This window comes from Amycolatopsis anabasis (assembly GCF_009765355.1).
Classification (GTDB): Bacteria; Actinomycetota; Actinomycetes; order Mycobacteriales; family Pseudonocardiaceae; genus Amycolatopsis; species Amycolatopsis anabasis.
Map to the genome: position 1 here is coordinate 1 of NZ_VTHK01000019.1, position 16,767 is coordinate 16,767.

General features: G+C 68.2%; 15 protein-coding genes and 1 riboswitch. Of the genes, 5 read left to right on the plus strand and 10 right to left on the minus strand.

All coding sequences use genetic code 11. From position 1 onward, the window contains the following. Positions 1-62 precede the first annotated feature (62 nt). Genes glyA through gcvP form a run of 4 tightly spaced genes read right to left on the minus strand, consistent with a single transcriptional unit; the run spans position 63 to position 5,725 of the window. A complete protein-coding gene (glyA, locus tag FXO23_RS24185) occupies positions 63-1,337 on the minus strand; it encodes a serine hydroxymethyltransferase (protein ID WP_158887708.1) in 1,275 nt (424 codons plus the stop codon). Between the two features lie 2 nt (positions 1,338-1,339). Then, positions 1,340-1,714, minus strand: coding sequence for a glycine cleavage system protein GcvH (gene gcvH, locus FXO23_RS24190; RefSeq protein ID WP_158887709.1), 375 nt, complete (start codon positions 1,712-1,714; stop codon positions 1,340-1,342). Further along, the gene (gcvT, locus tag FXO23_RS24195) at positions 1,711-2,823 is read right to left on the minus strand and encodes a glycine cleavage system aminomethyltransferase GcvT (RefSeq protein ID WP_158887710.1); all 1,113 of its coding nucleotides are present in this window, start codon (positions 2,821-2,823) and stop codon (positions 1,711-1,713) included. Before gcvT ends, gcvH begins: the two co-directional genes overlap by 4 nt. A 4-nt stretch (positions 2,824-2,827) precedes the next feature. Then, positions 2,828-5,725, minus strand: a complete 2,898-nt coding sequence (gene gcvP, locus FXO23_RS24200) for an aminomethyl-transferring glycine dehydrogenase (RefSeq protein WP_158887711.1) — start codon at positions 5,723-5,725, stop codon at positions 2,828-2,830. A gap of 80 nt (positions 5,726-5,805) precedes the next feature. Next, a riboswitch (glycine riboswitch) is annotated at positions 5,806-5,898 on the minus strand. Positions 5,899-6,143: 245 nt separating this feature from the next. Here gcvP and FXO23_RS24205 point away from each other — a divergent pair. Then, positions 6,144-6,620 (plus strand): hypothetical protein, encoded by a 477-nt coding sequence (locus FXO23_RS24205; RefSeq protein WP_158887712.1) that lies wholly within the window; start codon positions 6,144-6,146, stop codon positions 6,618-6,620. Positions 6,621-6,671: 51 nt separating this feature from the next. On the opposite strand, the gene FXO23_RS24210 is transcribed toward FXO23_RS24205, so the two are convergent. Further along, positions 6,672-7,055 carry a four-helix bundle copper-binding protein gene (locus FXO23_RS24210; RefSeq protein WP_158887713.1) on the minus strand — a complete coding sequence of 128 codons (384 nt, stop codon included), beginning with the start codon at positions 7,053-7,055 and terminating at the stop codon, positions 6,672-6,674. A gap of 808 nt (positions 7,056-7,863) precedes the next feature. Here FXO23_RS24210 and FXO23_RS24215 point away from each other — a divergent pair. Next, on the plus strand, positions 7,864-8,238 hold the full coding sequence (locus FXO23_RS24215) for a prefoldin domain-containing protein (protein WP_158887714.1): 375 nt from the start codon (positions 7,864-7,866) through the stop codon (positions 8,236-8,238). A 221-nt stretch (positions 8,239-8,459) separates the two neighbouring features. Here the strand turns inward: FXO23_RS24215 and FXO23_RS24220 are convergent, their stop codons facing one another. Genes FXO23_RS24220 through FXO23_RS24235 form a run of 4 tightly spaced genes read right to left on the minus strand, consistent with a single transcriptional unit; the run spans position 8,460 to position 12,641 of the window. Then, positions 8,460-9,227 (minus strand): 3-oxoacyl-ACP reductase, encoded by a 768-nt coding sequence (locus FXO23_RS24220; RefSeq protein WP_158887715.1) that lies wholly within the window; start codon positions 9,225-9,227, stop codon positions 8,460-8,462. Between the two features lie 3 nt (positions 9,228-9,230). Beyond that, positions 9,231-10,598, minus strand: a complete 1,368-nt coding sequence (locus FXO23_RS24225; RefSeq protein WP_158887716.1) for an aldehyde dehydrogenase family protein — start codon at positions 10,596-10,598, stop codon at positions 9,231-9,233. Further along, a complete protein-coding gene (locus FXO23_RS24230; RefSeq protein WP_158887717.1) occupies positions 10,595-11,314 on the minus strand; it encodes a gamma-glutamyl-gamma-aminobutyrate hydrolase family protein in 720 nt (239 codons plus the stop codon). Before FXO23_RS24230 ends, FXO23_RS24225 begins: the two co-directional genes overlap by 4 nt. Next, complete coding sequence (locus tag FXO23_RS24235; RefSeq protein WP_158887718.1) at positions 11,295-12,641, minus strand: glutamine synthetase family protein; 1,347 nt, start codon at positions 12,639-12,641, stop codon at positions 11,295-11,297. The genes FXO23_RS24230 and FXO23_RS24235 overlap by 20 nt, the downstream gene beginning before the upstream one ends. A 159-nt stretch (positions 12,642-12,800) precedes the next feature. On the opposite strand from FXO23_RS24235, the gene eat reads away from it, so the two are divergent. The 3 genes from eat to FXO23_RS24250 are packed head-to-tail and all read left to right on the plus strand — an operon-like array spanning position 12,801 to position 15,554. Then, a complete protein-coding gene (gene eat, locus FXO23_RS24240) occupies positions 12,801-14,240 on the plus strand; it encodes an ethanolamine permease (RefSeq protein WP_158887719.1) in 1,440 nt (479 codons plus the stop codon). A gap of 36 nt (positions 14,241-14,276) precedes the next feature. After that, positions 14,277-14,729 carry an Lrp/AsnC family transcriptional regulator gene (locus tag FXO23_RS24245; RefSeq protein ID WP_158887720.1) on the plus strand — a complete coding sequence of 151 codons (453 nt, stop codon included), beginning with the start codon at positions 14,277-14,279 and terminating at the stop codon, positions 14,727-14,729. A gap of 6 nt (positions 14,730-14,735) precedes the next feature. After that, positions 14,736-15,554, plus strand: coding sequence for an amidohydrolase family protein (locus tag FXO23_RS24250; protein WP_158887721.1), 819 nt, complete (start codon positions 14,736-14,738; stop codon positions 15,552-15,554). On the opposite strand, the gene FXO23_RS24255 is transcribed toward FXO23_RS24250, so the two are convergent. Then, positions 15,551-16,699: an HNH endonuclease gene (locus FXO23_RS24255; RefSeq protein WP_158887722.1), complete on the minus strand. Its 1,149-nt coding sequence runs from the start codon at positions 16,697-16,699 to the stop codon at positions 15,551-15,553. The genes FXO23_RS24250 and FXO23_RS24255 overlap by 4 nt on opposite strands. Positions 16,700-16,767 lie beyond the last annotated feature (68 nt).

Sequence of the window (16,767 nt, forward strand, 5' to 3'; positions counted from 1 at the left end):
GATCGGCGTCTGACTGTTGCGAACCTCAAGCCGCAACAACTTCCGACCCTCCGGGACAATCGTCATGTCTGCAACTCCCCGTACAACGGGTGCCGTTTGGCGAGCAACTCGACGCGGGCCCGCAGCTCCTGCTCGGTGTCCGCGTCGAAATCGGGACGCAGCGTCGCGGCGATGATGTCGGCGACCTCGGCGAAATCGTCGGCGCCGAACCCGCGGGTGGCCAGCGCCGGGGTGCCGATGCGCAGGCCGGAGGTGATCATCGGCGGGCGCGGGTCGAACGGCACCGCGTTGCGGTTCACCGTGATCCCCACCGAGTGCAGCCGGTCCTCGGCCTGCTTACCGTCCAAAGCGGACTCGACCAGATCGACGAGCACCAGGTGCACGTCGGTGCCGCCGGTCAGCACGCGCACCCCGGCGGACACGCAGTCGGGATGCGAGAGCCGCGCGGCCAGGGCCTTCGCGCCGTCCAGCACGCGCTGCTGCCGCTCCCGGAACTCCTCGCTCGCCGCGATCTTCAGCGCGACCGCCTTGGCCGCGATGACGTGCTCCAACGGCCCGCCCTGCTGCCCCGGGAACACCGCCGAGTTGATCTTCTTCGCGAGCTCGGACTTGCACAGGATGATCCCGCCGCGCGGGCCGCCGAGCGTCTTGTGGGTCGTCGTGGTCACCACATCGGCGTGCGGCACCGGGCTCGGGTGCAGACCGGCCGCCACCAGCCCGGCGAAATGCGCCATGTCGACCATGAGCTTGGCGTCCACCGCATCCGCGATCCGCCGGAACTCGGCGAAGTCGAGCCGCCGCGGGTACGCCGACCAGCCCGCCACGATCAGCTTCGGCTTGTGTTCGGCCGCGAGCCGCTCGACCTCGGCCATGTCGACCAGCCCGGTCTCCTTGTCGACATGGTAGGCGACCACGTTGTAGAGCTTGCCGGAGAAGTTGATCTTCATCCCGTGCGTCAGATGCCCGCCGTGCGCGAGGTCCAGGCCGAGGATCGTGTCCCCCGGCTGCAGCAGCGCGAACATCGCGGCGGCGTTCGCCTGCGCGCCGGAATGCGGCTGGACGTTGGCGTGCTCGGCGCCGAAGAGCTCCTTGGCCCGGTCGATCGCGAGCTGCTCGACGACGTCGACGTGCTCGCAGCCGCCATAGTAGCGGCGGCCGGGATAACCCTCGGCGTACTTGTTGGTCAGCACCGAACCCTGCGCCTCGAGCACACCGACCGGCGCGAAGTTCTCCGAGGCGATCATCTCCAGGGTGCTCTGCTGGCGGTCCAGTTCCGCGGCGACCGCGGCGGCGACCTCGGGGTCCACAGTGGACAGCGAAGCGGCGAACGTGCTCATGCTCAGCCCTCCTCGGTCAGCGCTCGGTACGCGGTGGCGTCGAGCAGCTCGGGCAGCGATTCGGTGCGCACCTTGAACAGCCAGCCCTGCTCGAACGGATCGTTGTTGATCACCTCGGGACCGTCCACAGCGGACTCGTTGACCGCGGTGACCTCGCCGGTGGCCGGGGCGAACAGTTCACTGACCGATTTGGTCGATTCGATCTCGCCGCACACCTCACCCGCGGTGATCGTCGACCCGACCTCGGGGAGCTGCACGAACACGATGTCACCGAGCGATTCGGCGGCGAACGCGGTGATGCCGACCGTGGCCACCCCGTCCTCGACCGAAATCCACTCGTGTTCCTTGGTGTAGCTGAGGTTCTCGGGAATGCTCATTTCGCGGGAGTCCTTTGGTTCGAACGCTTGTAGAAGGGCAGGGCGACGACTTCGACCTGTTCGACGCGGCCGCGGATGTCCACGGACAGGGTGGTTCCGGGTTCGCTCAGCGCGGGCGGCACGTAGGCCATCGCGATCGGGTAACCCAGCGTCGGCGACAGCGCGCCGCTGGTGATCTCGCCGACCTCGGCGCCGGAGTGCAGCACCTTGTACCCGTGCCGGGGCGCGCGGCGGCCGGTGCCCTTCAGGCCCACCAGCACCCGCTCGCGCTCGGCGTCGCGGTGCCCGGCGAGCGCCGCCTTGCCGACGAAATCGCCGAGCTTGTCGAACTTGACCACCCGGCCCAGGTTCGCCTCGAACGGGGTCAGCTTGACGCTCAACTCGTTGCCGTACAACGGCATTCCGGCTTCGAGGCGCAGGGTGTCCCGGCAGGCGAGTCCGGCGGGCACCAGGCCGTGCGGCTGCCCGGCCTCGGTCAGCACCGCCCACACCTCGGCGGCCTCGGCGGCCGGGACGTACAGCTCGAACCCGTCCTCGCCGGTGTAGCCGGTGCGGGCGAGCAGCACGTGGTGGCCCTTCACGATCGCGGGCACGCTCGCGTAGTACTTCAGCTCGGTCAGGTCCGCGTCGGTCACCGAACCGACGATCTCCGCCGATTTCGGGCCCTGCACGGCGATCAGCGCGAACTCCGCCGACCGGTCGGTCACCTCGGCGGTGAACCCGTCCGCGCGGTCGCGCAGCTCGACCGCGACCACGGCGGCGTTCCCGGCGTTCGCGACCACCAGGAACTTCTCCTCGGCCAGCCGGTAGACGACCAGGTCGTCGAGGACACCGCCGGAGCTGTGGCACAGCATGGTGTACCGCGCGCGGCCGGCCTTGAGCTTGGACAGGTTGCCGACCAGCGCGTGGTCCAGGGCGAGCGCGGCCTCCGATCCGGTCACCTCGATCTCGGCCATGTGCGACAGGTCGAACAGCCCGGCGGCCTCGCGGACGGCCTTGTGCTCGGCGAGTTCGCTGGAATACCGCACCGGCATGGACCACCCGGCGAAATCGGTGAACAGCGCACCGAGTTCGGTGTGCACCTCGTGCAAGGGGGATTGCTTCGACATAGCCTCAGCTTTCGTAGGCGTTCAGCGGCGGACAGGTGCACACGAGATTCCGGTCGCCGCGCGCGCCGTCGATCCGGCGCACCGGCGGCCAGTACTTGGCCTTCGGCGAGACCCCGGCCGGGTAGACCGCGAGCTTGCGGTCATACGGCAGGTCCCAGTCCCCGGCGAGCAGCTCCGCGGTGTGCGGGGCGCCCCGCAGCGGGCTGTTCTCGACCGGCCACCGGCCCTCGGCGACCTCGGCGATCTCCTGCCGGATCGCGATCATCGCGTCGCAGAACCGGTCGATCTCGCCGAGGTCCTCGCTCTCGGTCGGCTCCACCATCAGCGTCCCGGCCACCGGGAACGACATGGTCGGCGCGTGGAAACCGTAGTCCACCAGGCGTTTCGCCACGTCTTCGACGGTCACGCCGGTCTCCTTGGTGAGCCCGCGCAGGTCGAGGATGCATTCGTGCGCGACGAGCCCGTTCCGCCCGGTGTAGAGCACCGGGTAGTGCGGGCCGAGGCGGGCGGCCACGTAGTTGGCGGCGAGCACCGCGACCTTGGTCGCCTCGGTCAGCCCGGCCGCCCCCATCATCCGGACATACGCCCAGGAGATCGGCAGGATCGACGCGGAACCGAACGGCGCGGCCGCGATCGGGCCGACCCCGGAGGCCGGGCCGGCGCCCGGGAGCAGCGGGTGGTTCGGCAGGTAGGGCGCGAGGTGCGAGCGCACCGCGACCGGGCCGACGCCCGGCCCGCCGCCGCCGTGCGGGATGCAGAACGTCTTGTGCAGGTTCAGATGCGACACGTCGCCGCCGAACTCGCCGGGTTTGGCCAGCCCGAGCAGCGCGTTCAGGTTCGCGCCGTCGACGTACACCTGGCCACCGGCGTCGTGCACGATCCGGGCCAGCTCGCCGATGCCCTCCTCGTAGACCCCGTGTGTGGACGGGTAGGTGACCATGATCGCGGACAGCGTGTCCCGGTGCTGGTCCGCCTTGGCCCGCAGATCGTCCAGGTCGATGTCGCCGGAGTCGTTGCAGGCGACCACGACCACGCGCATCCCGGCGAGCACCGCGGAGGCGGCGTTCGTGCCGTGCGCCGAGGACGGGATGAGGCAGACGTCGCGTTCGGGCTGCCCGTTCGCGCGGTGGTAGGCGCGGATGGCCAGCAGCCCGGCCAGCTCGCCCTGGCTGCCCGCGTTGGGCTGCAGGGACACCGTGTCGTAGCCGGTGACCTCGGCGAGCCAGCCGGTGAGCTGGTCGACCAGTTCCCGGTACCCGGCGGCGTCCTCGGCCGGGGCGAACGGGTGCAGGCCCGCGAACTCCGCCCAGCTGATCGGCTCCATCTCGGTGGTGGCGTTGAGCTTCATGGTGCACGAGCCGAGCGGGATCATGCCCCGGTCCAGCGCGTAGTCCAGATCGGACAGGTGCCGCAGGTAGCGCAGCATCGCGGTTTCCGAGCGGTGCGCGGAGAACACCTCGTGCGTGAGGTACCCGCTCTGCCGCGCGAGCCCCGCGGGCAACCGGGTTTCGTCGGTCGCCTCGGCATGCGCCTCCAGTTCGAAGGCCAGCAGCACGCGACGCAGGGTGTCCGGCGTGGTGACCTCGTCGCAGGCGATCCGCACGTGGTCGTCGTCCACCGCGCCGAGATTGATGCCGAACCGCCGCGCGTCGGCGAGCACCCGCTGGGCGCGGCCGGGGACCCGGGCCAGCACGGTGTCGAAGAAGCGTTCGTGCACGACGTCCACGCCCCCGGCGCGAAGCGCGTCGGCGAGCGAGATCGCGTGGCCGTGCACCCGCCGCGCGATGTCGGCCAGGCCGTCCGGGCCGTGGTAGACGGCGTACATCGCGGCGAGGACCGCGGGCAGCACCTGCGCGGTGCAGATGTTGCTGGTGGCCTTCTCTCGGCGGATGTGCTGCTCCCGGGTCTGCAGTGCGAGCCGGTAGGCGGGGGCGCCGTCGGCGTCCACCGACACCCCGACCAGGCGCCCGGGCAGCGAACGCTCCAGCCCGGCGCGGACCGCGAGGTACCCGGCGTGCGGGCCGCCGTAGCCGAGCGGGACGCCGAAGCGCTGGGTGGTGCCCGCGGCGAGGTCCGCGCCGAACTCGCCGGGCGCGGTGATCAGGGTGAGCGCGAGCAGATCGGCGGCCATCGCGAACAGCGCGCCCGCGGCCTTCGCGGCGGCGCCGATCTCCTGGTAGAAGGCGGGTTCGCGGAGCACGCCGGAGGCGCCGGGGTACTGCGCGACCACGCCGAAGAAGTCCTCGGGCAGGCCGTCTCCGAGGTCCCGGACGTCGACCTCGATGCCGACCGCCTCGGCCCGGGTGCGGACCACGGCGATGGTCTGCGGCAGGCATTCGGCGTCCAGCACGACCCGGTTCGACTTGGCCTTCGACGCCCGGCGCATCAGCAGCACCGCCTCGGCGACCGCGGTCGACTCGTCGAGCAGCGAGGCGTTGGCCGTGGTCAGGCCGGTGAGGTCGGCGACCATGGTCTGGAAGTTGAGCAGGGCTTCCAGGCGGCCCTGCGAGATCTCCGGCTGGTACGGGGTGTACGCGGTGTACCAGGCGGGGTTCTCCAGCACGTTGCGGCGGATCACCGGCGGGGTGAGCGTGTCGTGGAAGCCGAGTCCGATCATCTGCGTCATCGGCCGGTTGCGGGCGGCGAGCTTGCGCAGCTCGGCGGTCGCCTCCTGCTCGGCCGCGGCGGGCGGCAGGTCCAGGTCGGCGGCGAGCCGGATCCCGGCCGGGACCGCGGCCTCGGCCAGCGCGTCGAGGCTGCCGTAGCCGCATTCGGCCAGCATCTTGGCCTGTTCGGACTCCGCCGGTCCGATGTGGCGAGATGCGAAGGATGACACTGGGAGCTCCTCTTCTCGCGTACGGGACGGAATACCGTCCGTACTGGGGAACTCCCCCTCTGTCATGGCACCTGAGAGTTTCGCCGTCGCCCACGACGGCTTTCACCTTGGGTGAGGTGCGGGTGCACCTGCTTTCCAGAGTGGCCTCGCCTGAAGCGGTAGCTGTACCTGAGAGATTGGCGGGGAGTTTGCTCCTTCGGTGCCTCGTTCGATGACGAGGGCTCTCCCGCTCCGGCTCATGCGGCCCGATATGCAGTTGTACTGGGGGTACCGTACGTGCCGGAGGGGGCCGCCGTCCACCGGGAGCCCCCTGCCCGTGATCGACACCGCGGCCCGGCCTGCCCGATCGGGCGGCGCGGAACGCACTTCCATGCACGAAAGACGATTGTAGGGGCATTCCCAGTGCTTCGCGCGTCTTCGCGATCACGAAACTCAGTAGGCTCGATTCCTTTCAGCGGTTCGAAAATACTTGGGGGTATTGATCATGCTGAGCACCCAACCGGAACTCGTCTGGCAGGGCCGGATTCACCTGGGCGACGAGCCCGGGGTGTACGGCGACGCCGATTACCCGGGAATAGCGCTCGAGCTCCCGCTCACCCTGCGCAAAACCGATCCCGCGGGGCCGGACAGCACGACCCTGGTCCTGCGGACCCAGGACGTGCAGACCTTCACCGGATACCCGGGTCATCTGATCACGGTGACCGCCTACGTACCGGATCCCGCCGATCCTTTCCACGCCGACGAGCAAGTGCTCGCCACGGCCAGGCTGACCAGTGCGGACAACAACCGGAAGGAGATCCCCCTCGATCTCGGCGGGCTCACCTCGCCGATATTCGTGAGCGTCCGGGTGCGCGTGGACACCGAGGTGCCGCCGGGACTGTACGACGATTTCGTGGTGACCAAACTGTCCAACCAGTCGGCGAACTTCGTGTTCGTCGCCTCGTTCGGTTTCAGCGCCTGACCGGAACCGGTCCGTTCCCCTGGCGCGGGGAACGGACCGGTTCCGGGTGCGTCAGGCCGACTGCATCATCGCTTCCGGGGTCATCGCGCGGCACGCCTCGGCGCAGCGCATCATCATGTCGGCGGCCTCGTCCAGCCCCGGATCGTTCATCGCCCGGGCCATCTCGGCGCACTTCATGCACATGTCGGCGCACATCTCGCACATCCGCGCGCACATCGCCAGCATTTCCCGGTCGGCCTTCATGCTCGAACAGCGCATCATCATATCCGCGCACATCCGACACATATCCGCACAGGAAATCATCATCATGCCCATGCGGACCATCTGATCCCCGCCCATTTCCATGCAGTACGACATCATGCGCTCGCACATGTTGTGGCACTGGTTGCACATATCGATGCACTGCTGCATCTGGGCGCTCATCTGACGGGTCATGGTGGCCTCCTTGAATCGGCGTTTTGGGCGGGATTGCCCAACCTCGGCCTACCCCGGTGAATCTGTCACCGCAATCCCAGTCACCGGGACGAGCGAGGCTTTCCGACGATTCCGCCCGTTCAGGCGAAACCCCGCACCCAGGCCGTGTTTCAAAGCCACGACAACCGCGGTGAGGTGGGGTTCCTTTTCCCGGTCAGCGCACCCCCGGACCAGTAGTCCAGCGCTGCCTCGACCCGCACGTCCAGATCCCCGGTCACACTGGAGGCCACGGTGTCCGGGGCGTCCTGCCAGGTCCAGCCGTCCGGAGAACCGGCGGGCGGCTGGTTGGCATAACCCTCGTTGCGAAAAATGGGCTATTACTCTGGGTTATTTGCCCTACAGGGTGTAATGTGACCTGCAACACAAAGGAGACTCCAGGTCAGCGGCGGGACACGCCGCGAGACAGAGGGGGAGGTGATGTCGCGGTGTCGGACCCGGCGCCCCGAGCGCGGCGAGCAGGCCCGGCCCCGTTTACCCAATGTTTCAGTCACGCGAACTCACTGCCGTTGCCCCCTTCCGTCTCCTGGCGAACGGGGCGATGACACAGTTCTGATGAAGTGTGGCGGGCAGAGCCATCCGGTTCGCTGTCGGTGCGTAGTGTTGAACGGTCTCGCCAGAGGTGAAGAACAAACAATCATCCTGGCGTAATTGTTTCTCCTTCGAGCGAATAGTGTTCGGGGATGGTCGCGCCCAAAAATCACTGTTTTCGCCCCTTGGCGTGGTGCCGACACGGGGCGGTCCGTCCACAAAGAGAATGTGGTGAAACATCATGCGGAAATCAACCAAACGCTGCCTCGCGACAGCACTGCTGACCTTCGGCCTCGTCGGGATAGGTAGCGGGGTCGCCAACGCGCAAACCACCGACCCGGCGATCGACTTCGTGGTCGACAACGCGGATACCCTGCTCGAGGCCGCCAACGATACGACCGACACAGCGGCGGAAGCGACCGAGGAAGGCGGGGAACTCGCCGGGGACGTCGTTGCGGCCTCGCCGCTCCCGATTGCGATGGTTTTTGGTGACGCCGTGGCCGCGGGAGCGAAGGCAACGGGCGACACGATCGAGGACACCGGTGACACCGTCACCGAAGCGGGCGAGGATGTCGTCGACGACACTGCCAAATTCCTCAAAGTCATTCTCCCGTGACACCTCGGTGAGGGGTGAAACGGCTTTCTACCCGCGCCCCGTGCCCTTACCGCACGAGGCATCGGAGACGAGAGGCAGCCCCTGTCCTGGTTGATGACCGTGTCGGGGCCGAGACGGCATTTCCCGATGCCGGCGCGACCCCGGCACGATCATGCCCGCTATCGAAAAGGCCCACCGTGAGCCAGGGTGAGAACGACACCACCCCACCTCTGAAGCACGGCCTAGAGGGGTGTCACGTAGGCGCCGGAAATGCCGCCGTCCACCAGGAACTGCGAAGCCGTCATGAACGAGGAATCGTCGCTGGCCAGGAAGGCGACCGCGGCCGCGATTTCCTCCGGCTCGGCGAACCGGCCCATCGGCACGTGCACCAACCGGCGCGCCGCCCGCTCCGGATCCTTGGCGAACAGCTCCTTGAGCAGCGGGGTGTTCACCGGCCCCGGGCACAGCGCGTTGACCCGGATGCCCTCCCGGGCGAACTGCACGCCGAGTTCGCGGCTCATCGACAGCACACCGCCCTTGGACGCGGTGTAGGAGATCTGCGAGGTCGCCGCACCCATGACCGCGACGAACGACGCGGTGTTGATGATCGACCCCTTGCCCTGCCGCCGCATGTGCGGGATCGCGTACTTGCAGCACAGGTAGACCGAGGTCAGGTTGACCTGCTGCACCTTCTGCCACGCCTCGATCCCGGTGGTGAGGATCGAGTCGTCCTCCGGCGGGGAGATCCCGGCGTTGTTGAAGGCGATGTCGACCGAGCCGAACCGGTCGGCCGCGGTCTGGAACAGCGCTTCGACCTCGGTCTCGCTGGTCACGTCGGTCGCCACGAACTCGCCGCCCACCTCGTCGGCCGCGGCCTTGCCCGCGTCGGGGTCGACGTCCGCGACGACGACCTTGGCGCCCTCGCTCGCGAGCCTGCGCGCCGAGGCCAGCCCGATTCCGCTGCCGCCGCCGGTGATCACCGCGACCCGGCCGGTCAAACGTTCCGCCATTGCTCATTCCTCCGTGCTGATGAAAACGTTCTTGGTTTCGGTGAAGGCCTCGACCGCGTCCGGGCCGAGTTCCCGGCCGAGGCCGGACTGCTTGAACCCGCCGAACGGGGTCCAGTAACGCACCGAGGAGTGCGAGTTGACCGACAGGTTGCCCGCCTCGACCCCGCGGGAGACCCGCAGCGCGCGGCCCACGTCCGAGGTCCAGATCGAGCCGGACAGCCCGTACTCGGTGTCGTTGGCCTGCGCGATCGCGTCCGCCTCGGTCTCGAACGGCTGGACGGCCACCACCGGGCCGAAGATCTCTTCGGTGACCAGCGGATCGGCCGGGGACTTCGGCAGCACCACGGTCGGCGGGAACCAGAACCCGGGGCCTTCCGGCGCACTCCCCCGGAAGGCCACTGGTGTGTCGGGAGCCAAGTAGGAGGCGACTTTTTCGAGGTGCTGCGCGGAGATCAGCGGGCCCATCTCGGTGGCCTCGGCGCCCGGGTCACCGACGACCACGCCCTTGACCGCGGGTTCGAGCAGTTCCAGGAACTTCTCGTAGACGCTGGCCTGCACCAGGATCCGCGACCGGGCGCAGCAGTCCTGGCCCGCGTTGTCGAACACGCCGTACGGCGCGGTGGCGGCGGCCTTCGCCAGGTCGGCGTCGGCGAACACGATGTTCGCGTTCTTGCCGCCCAGTTCGAGGGTCACCCGCTTCACCCGGGCCGCGCATCCGGCCATGATCTGCTTGCCGACCTCGGTGGAACCGGTGAACACCACCTTGCGCACGCCCGCGTGCTCGACGAACCGCTGCCCGACCACGGACCCCTTGCCGGGCAGCACCTGGAAGACGTCCTCGGGAATCCCGGCCTCGCGGGCGAGTTCGGCGAGCCGCAGCGCGGTGAGCGGGGTCAGCTCGGCCGGTTTCAGCACCACCGTGTTCCCGGCGGCCAGCGCGGGCGCGAAACCCCAACCGGCGATCGGCATCGGGAAGTTCCACGGCACGATCACGCCGACCACGCCGAGCGGTTCGGCGAAGGTGACGTTCACCCCGCCGGGCACCGGGATCTGCTTGCCCAGCAGGCGCTCCGGCGCCGCCGAGTAGTAGTGCAGCACGTCCCGGACGTTGCCCGCCTCCCAGCGGGCGTTGCCGATGGTGTGCCCGGAGTTGGTGACCTCCAGCCGCGCCAGGTTCTCCAGATCGGCGTCCACGGCATCGGCGAACCGGCGCAGCAGCCGGGCCCGGTCCCCGGGCGCCACCGCGCGCCAGGCGGGCAGCGCCGCCTGGGCTCGCGCGATCGCGGCGTCGGTCTCCTCGGCCGAGGTGAGCGCGACCGAGCGCACCACCTCCTCGGTCGCCGGGTTGATCACGTCGAACGTGCTGCTCATGTGCTGCCCTTCTCCTTCGCGGCCTCGACCAGGGCCGCGAAGAGCCGTACGTCGTCACTGTCCTGTTCCGGATGCCATTGCACCCCGAGCACGAACGGCTCGCCGGGCAGCTCGAGCGCCTCGATCGTGCCGTCCCGCGCCCAGCCGGAGGCGACCAGCCCGTCGCCGATCCGGTCGACGGCCTGGTGGTGGTAACACCGGCCCTTGGTCTCCGCGCCGAGGATCGCGGCGGCGCGCGTGCCCGCGGCCAGCGTGATCGTGCTGGTGCCGTACACCGCCCGGGCGGGCTGGTGGTCGACGCTGCCGCTGACCTCGGGCAGGTGCTGGGTGAGCGTGCCGCCGCGGGCCACGTTGAGCACCTCCATCCCGCGGCACACCCCGAGCACCGGGATTCCCGCGTTGATCGCGGCGTCGAGCAGGGCGAATTCGAAGACGTCCCGCTCGGGCCGGGTGTAGGTCGTCTCGTGCGGTTCCTGGCCGTACCGGGACGGCTCGATATCCGCCCCGCCGACCAGCACCAGACCGTCCACAGCGGACACCAGCTCGGCGTAGGCGTCGGTCACCGGGGGCAGCAGCACCGGTACTCCCCCCGCGTGGACCACGCAGTCGGTGTAGACCCGGTGCAACAGGATCGCCTCGGTGTCCCACACCCCGAACGTCGCCGGTTCGGCGTAGGCGGTGAGCCCGATCAGGGGCTTAGAGACGTTCGAAGCCACGGATGCGCTCCCAATCGGTCACGGCGGCGTCGAAGGCGGCCAGTTCGACCCGCGCTGCGTTCAGGTAGTGCTCGACGACCTCGTCGCCGAAGGCCTGGCGGGCCAGCTTGCTCTCGGCCAGCGCCGCGGTCGCGTCCCGCAGGGTCGTCGGGACCGTCGGTTTGCCGGAGTTGTACGCGTTGCCGGCCAGTTCGGGCTCCAGCGGCAGCTCGTTCTCGATGCCGTGCAGCCCGGCGGCGATCAGCGCGGCCACCGCGAGGTAGGGATTCACGTCCCCGCCGGGCACCCGGTTCTCCACCCGCAGCGAGTCACCGTGCCCGACCACGCGCAGCGCGCAGGTCCGGTTGTCGGTGCCCCAGGCGACCGCGGTCGGCGCGAAACTACCCGGGACGAACCGCTTGTAGGAGTTCACGTTCGGCGCGAAGAAGTAGGTCAGCTCGCGCAACCCGGCCAGTTGCCCGGCGAGGAAGTGCTCCATCAGCGGGGAGAATCCGCCGGGCCGGTCGCCCGCGAGCACCGCGTCCCCCTCGGTCGAGCGCAGGCTGATGTGGATGTGACACGAGTTCCCCTCACGTTCGTTGTACTTGGCCATGAACGTGAGGCTCTTGCCTTCCTGCGCCGCGATCTCCTTGGCGCCGGTCTTGTAGATGCTGTGGTTGTCGCAAGTGGACAGAGCCTCGGCATAGCGGAAGGCGATCTCCTGCTGCCCGGGATTGCACTCGCCCTTCGCCGATTCGACGTAGAGCCCGGCGCCGGACATCGCGTTGCGGATCCGGCGCAGCAGCGGTTCCAGCCGCGCGGTGCCGAGCATCGAGTAGTCCACGTTGTACTGGTTGGCCGGGGTCAGGTCCCGGTAGCCCCGCTGCCACGCCTGCTCGTAGCTGTCGTCGAAGACGATGAATTCCAGTTCGGTGCCGACGAACGCGGCCAGCCCGCGCTCGGCGAGCCGGTCGAGCTGGCGCCGCAGGACCTGCCGGGGCGAAGCCGGGACCTCGCCACCCTGCACCCATTCGACGTCGCAGAGGACCAGCGCGGTGCCCTCGTGCCAGGGGATCTCGCGCAGCGTGCCGAGGTCGGGCCGCAGCACGAAGTCGCCGTAGCCCCGCTCCCACGACGACATCCGGTAGCCGTCGACGGTGTTCATGTCGACATCGACGGCGAGCAGGTAGTTGCACGCCTCGGTCGCGTGGGACACGACCTCGTTGAGGAAGTACTCGGCCGAACACCGCTTGCCCTGCAACCGGCCCTGCATATCGGTCATGGCGACCAGCACGGTGTCCACGCTGCCCGCTTCGACCAGCTCACGCAGCCGGTCCAGCGTGAGCATGCCTCTCCTGCTTCCCATCGCGAACCAGCCTTCCGCCCAAGTCGCCGTTTAAAGGATCAAATCAGACCCATTGAGCACTCGTCAACTCTTGACAACAACACCGCGTTGTCTGACCCTTTGACAACCCCAAAGGACTGTCCACAACCCATTGGAGTCCAGATGGCCGAGCGCAATGTCGAGTACCGCAAGGTCGACGCCGATTATCTCGAACATCGGCAACTTCGCCGGGGCGCCGCGGGCTGGCTGCTGCTGGCCGGGCTCGGCGTCTCGTACGTGATCTCGGGTGACTTCGCGGGCTGGAACTTCGGCCTGGAGAAGGGTGGCTGGGGCGGGCTGCTGATCGCGACCGTGCTGATGGCGGTGATGTACGGCTGCATGGTGTTCGGCCTGGCCGAGATGTCGTCGGCGTTGCCGGTGGCGGGCGCGGGCTACGGTTTCGCGCGGCGCGCGCTCGGCCCGCTCGGCGGGTTCGCCACCGGGGTCGCGATCCTCATCGAGTACTCGATCGCGCCGGCGGCGATCGCGACGTTCATCGGTTCGTACGTGGAGACCCTGGGCCTGTTCGGGCTGACCAACAGCTGGCCGGTGTACCTCGCGTGTTACTTGATCTTCATCGGCATCCACCTGCGGGGGGTGGGCGAGGCGCTGCGGGTCATGTTCGTGATCACCGCGGTCGCCGTGATCGCGCTGATCGCGTTCGTCGCCGGGATGATCCCGAAGTTCTCCGCCGACAAGCTGTTCGACATCGTCCCGACGGACGCCGCCGGGGCGAGCACCTTCCTGCCCTTCGGCATCACCGGGGTGCTGGCCGCGCTGGTCTACGGCATCTGGTTCTTCCTGGCCGTGGAGGGCGTGCCGCTGGCCGCCGAGGAGGCGCGCGATCCGAAGCGCGACATGCCGCGCGGCATCATCGCCGCCATGGGCGCGCTGGTCGTGTTCGCCGCCCTGATCCTGCTGGTCGCCCCGGGCGGCGCGGGGTCGAAAACGATTGCGACCTCGGGCAATCCGCTCCCGGAGGCGGTCCGGGCGGCGTACGGCGGGGACAACGCGCTCGCCCAGATCGTCAACTACGTCGGCCTGGCGGGCCTGGTCGCGAGCTTCTTCTCGATCATTTACGCCTACTCCCGCCAGCTGTTCGCGCTGTCCCGCGCCGGGTACCTGCCCCGCTGGCTGTCCCGGACCGGCAAGCGCAAGACGCCGTACCTGGCCCTGATCGTCCCCGGCACCATAGGTTTCGTCCTGGCGACGGCCACGAAGGACGGCGCCCTGCTGATCAACATCGCGGTCTTCGGCGCGACGGTGTCGTACGTGCTGCTGAACCTGTCCCATATCGTGCTGCGCGTTCGCGAACCCGGCCTGGACCGTCCTTATCGGACTCCCGGCGGCGTGGTGACCACCGGGATCGCCCTGGTCCTGGCGGTCGCCGCGGTGATCGCCACCTTCTTCGTCGACGAGGTCGCCGCCGCGATCACGGCCGCCATCTTCGTCGCCGCGCTCGCCTACTTCTGGTTCTACAGCCGCCACCGCCTGGTCGCTTCCGCGCCGGAGGAGGAATTCGCCGCCATTGAAAAAGCGGAGTCCGAACTCGCCGACGGCTGACAGCGAAAGCACGTCGGCGGCGTTAGCATCCACCACGTGGATGACATCGACCGGCGACTGCTCGCGCTGCTGCAGCAGGACGCGACCCTGGCCTACGCCACACTCGGCCAAGCGGTGGGACTTTCCGCGGGCGCCGTGCACGAACGGGTGCGCAAGCTCCGCGAAAGAGGCATCATCCGCAGCACCACCGTCGACGTCGATCCGTCGGCACTGGGTCTGGGCATCCTCGCGTTCGTCCTGATCGAGTCGAACGCCTGGCTGGGCGAGCGGTCCACGGCCGACGCGCTGGCCGCGATCCCCGAGGTCTGCGAAGCCCATGTCGTCGCGGGAAGCGCTTCCATCCTGGTCAAGATCCGCACGACGAGCACGGAGAACCTCCAGGTTGTCCTCAAGAAGCTGTTCGAGATCGACGGCGTGACCGGAACTCATGCCATTCTGTCCCTGGAAACGTTCTTCGAGCGCCCCGCCGGGCCACCGACGGAGAGGTAGGGACCGATGCCGCCCGAGATCGTCGACGTCTGGATGCAGCACCCCAACCAGCGCTTCATGGCTGCGCCCTGGCTGGAATCCCTGCTCCGCTGGACCAATCAATCTCGCGCGGTCCCCCTGGTCGCCCAGACCTTGGGCGCGATGGACGAAGCCGGTGTCCGGTTCGGCCTGCTGTCCGCCTGGCATTCCCCGCAGGGCGCGCTGATCTCCAACGACGAGGTCGCCGAACTCGTCGAAGCCCATCCCGATCGGTTCGCCGGTGTCGCCACGGTCGACCTCACCAACCCCGTCGCCGCCGTCCGCGAGATCCGCCGCTGCGTCCGCGATCTCGGTTTCGTCGCCGTCCGGGTCGTGCCGTGGTTGTGGAACCTCCCGCCCAACGACCGCCGCTACTACCCGGTGTACGTCGCCTGCGTCGAGGAGGATGTCCCGTTCTGCACCCAGATCGGACACACCGGCCCCCTCTGCCCTTCGGAACCCGGCCGCCCGATCCCCTATCTCGACGAGGTCCTCCTCGATTTCCCGGATCTCGTGGTGGTCGGCGGCCACGTCGGCTACCCGTGGATGGCGGAGGTCCTTTCGCTGGCCACGAAGTACCCCAACTTCTACCTCGACACCTCCGCCTACGCCGTCCACCGCCTACCCCCCGAACTCGTCGACTTCATGCGCGGCCGCGGCCGCTCCCGCGTCCTGTTCGGCTCGAACTACCCGATGATCACTCCCGGCCACTGCCTGAAGCGCCTGGACGACCTCGGTCTCGACGCGGAAGCGACCGAACTCTTCCTGGCCGGAAACGCCCGAAAGGTCTTCTCCCTGCCGGTCTAAACACGCGGCTCGTGGAGTGGTTCGGGTTGGCTGGCGTAAGTGCCGCCGGTGGGGGTGGTGATGGTGATGCTGCCGTCGGGTTGTGCGTCGAACCTCCATCCAGGCTGATCCTTCAGGTAGTGGTGTCGTTCGCACCAGCCGCCGAGGTTGCTCTTGTCGGTGTTTCCACCCTTGGCCCAGTCCTGGGTGTGGTCGATGTCGCCGCATTGGGCGGGCCGGTTGCATCCGGGTGCGCGGCATTCGCGGTCACGCAGGCGGATGTAGCGGTCCAGCGCTGCGGGTGGCCGGTAGCGGGTACGGCCGACATCGGCGGGCAAGCCGGTGATGGGGTCGGTGACGATCCGCCGCCAGGTGGAGTTGGCGCCGTGGGCGATCTCGCGGGCCAGTGAAGCGGAGATCGGTCCATATCCGGCCAACTGTGCGGGGTCGCTGTTCAATCCGGCCAAGGTCTGCAGATCGACATACACGAAGATGTCGGCTTTCGGGTCGCCGTGGCTGGTGCCGAGGCAGCGCTCGATCAGAATGTCGGCTCGCAACTGGCCCAACGTGCGCGATTCATCCTTGGTCTTCCGTTTCCGGGCTTCGCGATCGATGCTGTGGTACGCCGCGCTGCCCTTTTCCACCGGCACATCCGCGACCAACGTGCACATACCGTGGTCCTGGTGAATCAACTGAAGCTGCCGATCAGCCCGCCTGGCTTTGCACCGCGCCTCGTACCCCGCCTTGTCGACCTTGGCGATCCAGTAGTTCACCATCTTCCGCAGCGAGGACGGATTCTTCCCCTGCAACCGCGTCGCCATGATGGCATCAACCTCACCGGCCTTCTCATCGCTCAAATACCCCGTCGGCTCGGCGATCTTGGCGGCTTTCTCCTCGTCGATCACCCCACCCTCCATGGCCTTCAAGGTCTCAGGCAGCCGCGTGGTGAGCGTCCGCGCCAGCGCCACCTTCCTCGCCGCCTTGTGCTCAGTCAACTTCAACATCCAAGCGACTTCGACAGGAACCCCACGGGATCTTCCTTGCAGGTTGTCCAATTCCGCAATAGCTCTCAACTGCCGAGCCTGCGCCCGCGCAATCACCTCCCCCTCCAACTGAATAATCTCTTTCAACTCCACAAGCCTGGTATTTATCTCCACGTCTCCCATTTTATCGACAACGGAAGATCAACACCCATCCCGAATGGGTGAATCGGGCACAGAAACCAACGTAACCA

Excerpts from the sequence above, each read along its gene's own strand:
- glyA (WP_158887708.1), bottom strand. The coding sequence starts at position 1,337 with ATGAGCACGTTCGCCGCTTCGCTGTCCACTGTGGACCCCGAGGTCGCC.
- gcvH (WP_158887709.1), bottom strand. The coding sequence starts at position 1,714 with ATGAGCATTCCCGAGAACCTCAGCTACACCAAGGAACACGAGTGGATT.
- gcvT (WP_158887710.1), bottom strand. The coding sequence starts at position 2,823 with ATGTCGAAGCAATCCCCCTTGCACGAGGTGCACACCGAACTCGGTGCG.
- gcvP (WP_158887711.1), bottom strand. The coding sequence starts at position 5,725 with ATGACAGAGGGGGAGTTCCCCAGTACGGACGGTATTCCGTCCCGTACG.
- FXO23_RS24205 (WP_158887712.1), top strand. The coding sequence starts at position 6,144 with ATGCTGAGCACCCAACCGGAACTCGTCTGGCAGGGCCGGATTCACCTG.
- FXO23_RS24210 (WP_158887713.1), bottom strand. The coding sequence starts at position 7,055 with ATGACCCGTCAGATGAGCGCCCAGATGCAGCAGTGCATCGATATGTGC.
- FXO23_RS24215 (WP_158887714.1), top strand. The coding sequence starts at position 7,864 with ATGCGGAAATCAACCAAACGCTGCCTCGCGACAGCACTGCTGACCTTC.
- FXO23_RS24220 (WP_158887715.1), bottom strand. The coding sequence starts at position 9,227 with ATGGCGGAACGTTTGACCGGCCGGGTCGCGGTGATCACCGGCGGCGGC.
- FXO23_RS24225 (WP_158887716.1), bottom strand. The coding sequence starts at position 10,598 with ATGAGCAGCACGTTCGACGTGATCAACCCGGCGACCGAGGAGGTGGTG.
- FXO23_RS24235 (WP_158887718.1), bottom strand. The coding sequence starts at position 12,641 with ATGCTCACGCTGGACCGGCTGCGTGAGCTGGTCGAAGCGGGCAGCGTG.
- eat (WP_158887719.1), top strand. The coding sequence starts at position 12,801 with ATGGCCGAGCGCAATGTCGAGTACCGCAAGGTCGACGCCGATTATCTC.
- FXO23_RS24250 (WP_158887721.1), top strand. The coding sequence starts at position 14,736 with ATGCCGCCCGAGATCGTCGACGTCTGGATGCAGCACCCCAACCAGCGC.
- FXO23_RS24255 (WP_158887722.1), bottom strand. The coding sequence starts at position 16,699 with ATGGGAGACGTGGAGATAAATACCAGGCTTGTGGAGTTGAAAGAGATT.